Source organism: Streptomyces sp. MBT65 (genome assembly GCF_016612545.1).
Taxonomy (GTDB): domain Bacteria; phylum Actinomycetota; class Actinomycetes; order Streptomycetales; family Streptomycetaceae; genus Streptomyces.
Genome location: NZ_JAENRY010000460.1, coordinates 1 through 5,256, shown reverse-complemented (window position 1 = coordinate 5,256; position 5,256 = coordinate 1). Strand labels below are relative to the sequence as shown.

Sequence of the window (5,256 nt, the reverse complement as noted above, 5' to 3'; positions counted from 1 at the left end):
CGCCTTCGCGAGCGTGCCGTCGCCCAGGGCGAGTTGAGCCTCGCCGACGGAGTGCGCTCCGGACGCATCGAGGTGAGCGGCGACGGCACGCTCGCGAAGGCGCTGCGGGAGGCCTGAGACGGGGCTCCCTATGACAGAAGGCCCGCCGGGGGCGGGCCTTCTGATGAGACGTCACATGGCCGGTGGTACCCGGCGCGGCCGTCCCGACCCGCGCGTCAGCGCGTAGCCGCCGATGCCCGCGAGCGCGGCCAGTACACCGCCGATGCCGGTCCACACCCACCGGTCGGACCACCACCCCGACGACCAGCCACCGTCCGGCTCGATGCTCGACAGTGCCGCCGAAGTGGTCGACGAACTGTCGTCCTCCGAGGCCGACTTGACCGCGATCCCCGGCGTCAGCGGCTCCGCCAGCGAGCCGTCCACCGCCGCCGAACCGCCGATGTCCTTGGAGTCCACCCGCAGTTCGGTGCTCACCGGCTGGCCCAGGTCCGAGGACTGGAGGTCCACGACCGTCAGCCGGACGTAGTACGTCCCCGGCAACGGGTCATTGGCCCACTGCTCCGACCAGGCGCGGACCGTACGCAGCGTGCACGCCAGGTCCAGGGAGGCGGTCCCCTGCGCCGCGGTGCGCGTCGCGGCCCCGTACTGGCAGGCCTGGCGGCGCCGCAGCCCGTCGTACACGTCGAGCTGCCAGGTCTGCCCGGCGTGCGTGTCCGGGAGCTTCACCGTCGCCTTGACGGTGGGGCGTTGACCGGCGTCCGCGGCGAACGACCAGTACAGGTAGTCACCCGTGGAGCCGCTCGCGGTGCCCGTCTGCCCCTGGTCGAGTTCCGTGGCCGTACGGAAGGAGGTGCCGGCCTGGGTGGGGGCCGAGCCGTCGTCGGAGGAGGAGGCAGAGGCGCTCGCGGACGGTGAGGAGTCCGCCACCGCGGGTCCCGCCGCCAGCCCCGCCATCAGCAGGGCCGTGCTCAACACACGTGTGATCCGCATCAGTTGGTCCTCCAGACCGCGAGACGCCAGCGGGACAGCCAGCCCCAGAGGAGACCCGCCACGAAGCCGGTCAGCACGAGCGCGCCGAGCAGCCACCAGCCGCGGCCGAGGCCGAAGGAGGCCACGTCGCTCGACGTGCTGGGCGCGTCCACGACGTCCACGGTCAGTTCGAGGGGCAGACCGGGGGTGGTCTTCACCCCGGAGGCCGCCGAGAAGGAGTTGGTGACCTGGAGACACACGGTCTCCGCCGGGGCGTTGTCGTCGTCGCTCTCGGCCTTCGGGTAGCGCAGGCCGGTGGAGATGACGTCCGTACGGCCGTCGCCCGTGCCCTCGCCGCGCACGATCTCGCGGCCGTGCACGGTGACCGCCCGCAGCAACACCCCGTAGTCCGGGTTCACTTCACGGTCCGCGCCCACGCTCACCGAGGCGCGCAACTCCTGGCCCGGGTCCACGTCCACGCGGTAGAAACGCTGCTTGCCGAACTCCTCGCGATCCGTGTAGAGCCCGGACTTGAGGCTCGGGGCGCTGGAGCACTGGGCGGTGCCCTCGGTGGCGACCGGGGTCACCACCGGGTCGGCCGCGCGGTCCACCAACTGGCCCACGCGGTCGGAGAGTTCTTCCTTGTGCTCCACGGACGTGTACGTGCCGCCGGTCGCGTCCGCGATGCAGCTGAGCTGGTCGCGGGTCTTGGCGTCCGGCACCAGACCCAGGGTGTCGATGGTCAGGCCGATGCCCTTGGCCGCGATCTCGCGGGCCACCTCGCACGGGTCCAGCGGCTGGCAGGTGTCCTCGCCGTCGCTGATCAGGACGATACGGCGGGTGCCGTCACCGCCGTCCAGGTCGTCCGCGGCCTTCAGCAGCGCGGGCCCGATCGGCGTCCAGCCGGTGGGCTGGAGCGTCGCCACCGCGGTCTTGGCCTCGGTGCGGTTCAGGGTGCCCACCGGATAGAGCTGCGCGGTGTCCTTGCAGCCCGTCTTGCGGTCGTTGCCGTGGTAGTTGGCGCCCAAGGTGCGGATGCCGAGCTGCACTTCCTCGGGTGTCGCGTCGAGCACCTCGTTGAACGCCTGCTTCGCCGCCGCCATCCGTGAGCCGCCGTCCATGTCCTTGGCGCTCATGGATCCGCTGACGTCCAGCACGAGTTCGACCTTGGGGGAGGCCGTGGAGTCCGTCTCGTCGGCGACCGCTCCGGCAGGGAAGGCGACCCCGGCCGTGAGGGTGGCGAGCAGGGCACAGATCCCCGCCGCCAGCCGTTGTCTTGTGATCATCGCCGGATCCTATTGATCAGAGGGACCGGGCTCCAAAACGAGCGGGTTGGGCAGCGCGGTCCACTGGTCCCCTGGCAGCTCCGGCGACAGCCGCATCAACGTCAACGCCTTGGTCGGCAACGGCTGTTCGAGCAGCATGCGCAGATCGGGCGTCCGCGGCAGATCCGGTACGACGGCCGCCAGCGCCGCCCTGAGCGCCGTACCGGAACCCGCCGTGCCCGCGAGCGCTCCCGCGACGAGCGAGCCGAACAGCTTGCGGCGCAGGGTGACTTCGTCGTCGGTGACGATGCGTCCGGTCAGCTCCGGCACCGGAATCCCCTGCTCGGCAAGGCGCTTGGGGCTGACGCGGATGTCGGCGAGATCGCGGTAGACCAGGCGCAGGGGGGCACCCGTCCGGTCGAGCACCACCAGCAGGTTCTGACCGTGTGCCTCAAGGGCCACACCGGACTCCAGCAGCCGCAGACCGACGACGAGGGCGAGACGTGTGAACTCGGCCAGCCACCCCGGCGATCGGGGCAGGTCGGTGACCGCGAGGGCGGCCACCGGCAGGACCCGCTCACCCGCGTCCGTGTCCGCGTACGTCTGCGGCGACTCGCGCAGCACGGCCGCGAGGTCGGGGGAGTCGGCCGTCGCCGCGCCCAGCGTGCGGGTGACGTGCAACAGGCCGTCCGAGCGGGCCGCCAGGGTCTCCCCGAACGCCGACAGCGTCGCCGACAGGCCGATCGAGTAGACCGAGATGTCCCGCACCGATGACGTCAGGCGGGCGCTGAGCGCGGTCTTGACGTGCGGCCCGTCCGACAGGGCGAGGGTCCGCAGGGACATCAGCGGATGCGCGTCGACCGGAGCCTCCCCGGTCCGCTTCAGCGCATGCGCCGCCTGCCACGGGTGCACCGGGATCAACAGCCGTCCCGCGTCCCGCAGTTCGTCCGGCCACTCGCCGGTCAGCAGACACTCGTCCGTCCCGACCGGCACCGACCCCAGGGCCACCACAGGCCGGTGCTCGGGGCCGTACGCGAGCTGCTCGGCCACCGAGAACCCGGGCCGGGAGCGGCAGTTGGGGTGGAAGGGATGCCCGTCGACGATCCGCTGCTCCCACTCCCAGTCGTGCGCCGGCCAACCCTCCGAGGCTGGGGGCTGGTTGGCCCGTGACAGCGCCAACGAGGCGACGCTGTGCCCGAGTTCGGCCGCGAAGGCGGTCCCGTGCGGCACGGCGAGGTCGGTCATCAGGCGCGCCGGATCGTCGTAGGCCACGCCGTCGAGGTGGACGACGGTGACGTAGGCGTCCGTCGCGTACGGATCCGCGGGCGGGCCGTGCAGCGTCCGACCGCCGGAGAGCCGTAGGAACAGGCCCGGGGTGCGGCCGGTGATCCACGGCAGCGGCTCATGGGCGAGCGCCCGCCACAGCCGGGTGAGCACCGCCGCACGGGCGCCGGGCAGCTCGGCCGCATACCGTTGCACCAGGTCGGGGCGTACGGCGGCGAGTTCCTCGGCGACCTCGGCCTCGGGAAGCGGGGGACGGTCCACGGTCGACTCCTCGGGTGCGGACGGGGCGTCATGGTCGGTGACGACGAGAGACAGGGCGGCGGGACACTGCGCGACGACAGACATACTGATCGCGATCGCAGGACACGGACTTAGGGAACGAATGGATCGCGTCGACTTCACACCTCCGGGCGACGACGTGGCGGAGCGCGCCGACGCGTACGCGGCAGCGCCCCTGCTCAACTGTCTGCTGCGGGAGGTGGCCCGGCCGCTCCCGGACCCGGGGGAGCGGCACGTGTACCGGCTGCCGGGGAGCGGCCGGCTGCTGCGGGTGCGCGGCGAGCGACGGCCCGCCGAACCCGAGGTGTACACGGACGGCGACTGGCGGGCCGTCGACCATGCCGAACTCGTGAAACTCGTCGCCGAGGAACTGACCCGGGACACCGGCGTCTCCAACCACGAACTGCCCGCCGAGATGACCGACAGCCGCGACGCGGTCGCCGCGCTGCTCACCGCGCGCGAGCATGCGACGGCGCCCGACGATCCGTATCTCCGCTCCGAACAGTCCTTGATCACCGGCCATCCCTACCATCCCGCGCCCAAGGCCCGCGGCGGCGGCCCCGTCGCGGGCTGGCTGCCCTACGCCCCGGAGGCGTACGCCCGTTTCCCGCTGGTGCTGCTCGGGCTGCGCGAGGACGCGGTCGTGGAGGAGGGCGATGTCTCGGCGCTGGACGCGCTCGGCGAAGTCCCGCCCGGCTACCGGCTGTTGCCCGTCCACCCGTGGCAGCTGGACCTCGTCGGCACCGGGCTCGCGGAGGCCTTCGCGGACGGGCGGCTGATCCGGCTCGGTACGACCGGGACTCCGGTGTGGCCGACGGCCGCGATCCGGACCGTGTACCTGCCCACCGTGTACTTCCCTGGGGACGACGGGTCCGGGGCGCGCGGGGACGACGGGTCGGGGGCGCGCGGGGGCGATCTGTTCCTCAAGTTCAGTCTGGACGTGCGGATCACCAACGACATCCGTCGACTGTGGCGCCACGACCTCCTGAAACTCCGGCGCACCGACACGGCCGTCCGGGACGCCTTCGCCGCGCTGGGCGGCCCGGCCGCCTGGCTGAGCGACCGTGGCTACCGCACCGCGGACTTCGCCTTCGAGGAAGGTGCNCGCGGCGGGGTTGGTCGAGAGCTTCGAGGGCGACCCGCTCTCCGCCGCGACCGACCCCGGGGCCTGGTGGGAGGCGTATCTGCGCGCGGTCACGCCGCCCGCGCTCACCGCGTTCGCGGACCACGGCGTCGTACTCGAAGCGCATCTGCAGAACACGCTGGTCGCCGTCGACGCGGCCGGAACGCCCGTGCAGGCGCTGTACCGGGACGCGGAGGGCGTGAAGCTGCTGACGGACGTGGACCGGGCCGCCGGGTGGGAGCGGTTGGTGTACTGCCTGGTCGTCAACCATCTCGTCGAGGTCGCGGGGGTGCTTGCCGAGCGTCACCCTTCGCTGGACCCCTGGCCCGCCGTCCG

Annotated in this window: 3 protein-coding genes and 1 pseudogene; 1 reads left to right on the top strand and 3 read right to left on the bottom strand. The window is 72.5% G+C overall.

The window, feature by feature from the left end; translation table 11 throughout:
- Positions 1-171: 171 nt before the first annotated feature.
- The 3 genes from JHN63_RS48060 to JHN63_RS48050 are packed head-to-tail and all read right to left on the bottom strand — an operon-like array spanning position 172 to position 3,779.
- Positions 172-990, bottom strand: coding sequence for a hypothetical protein (locus JHN63_RS48060; RefSeq protein ID WP_200691448.1), 819 nt, complete (start codon positions 988-990; stop codon positions 172-174).
- Complete coding sequence (locus JHN63_RS48055) at positions 990-2,255, bottom strand: VWA domain-containing protein (RefSeq protein WP_200691447.1); 1,266 nt, start codon at positions 2,253-2,255, stop codon at positions 990-992. Before JHN63_RS48055 ends, JHN63_RS48060 begins: the two co-directional genes overlap by 1 nt.
- Positions 2,256-2,264: 9 nt before the next feature.
- Entirely contained in the window at positions 2,265-3,779 is a 1,515-nt protein-coding gene (locus JHN63_RS48050) for an IucA/IucC family protein (RefSeq protein ID WP_200691449.1), read from the bottom strand.
- 121 nt (positions 3,780-3,900) lie between these two features.
- Here JHN63_RS48050 and JHN63_RS48045 point away from each other — a divergent pair.
- Positions 3,901-5,256 (top strand): annotated as a pseudogene (locus JHN63_RS48045) (IucA/IucC family protein); the annotation flags it as partial.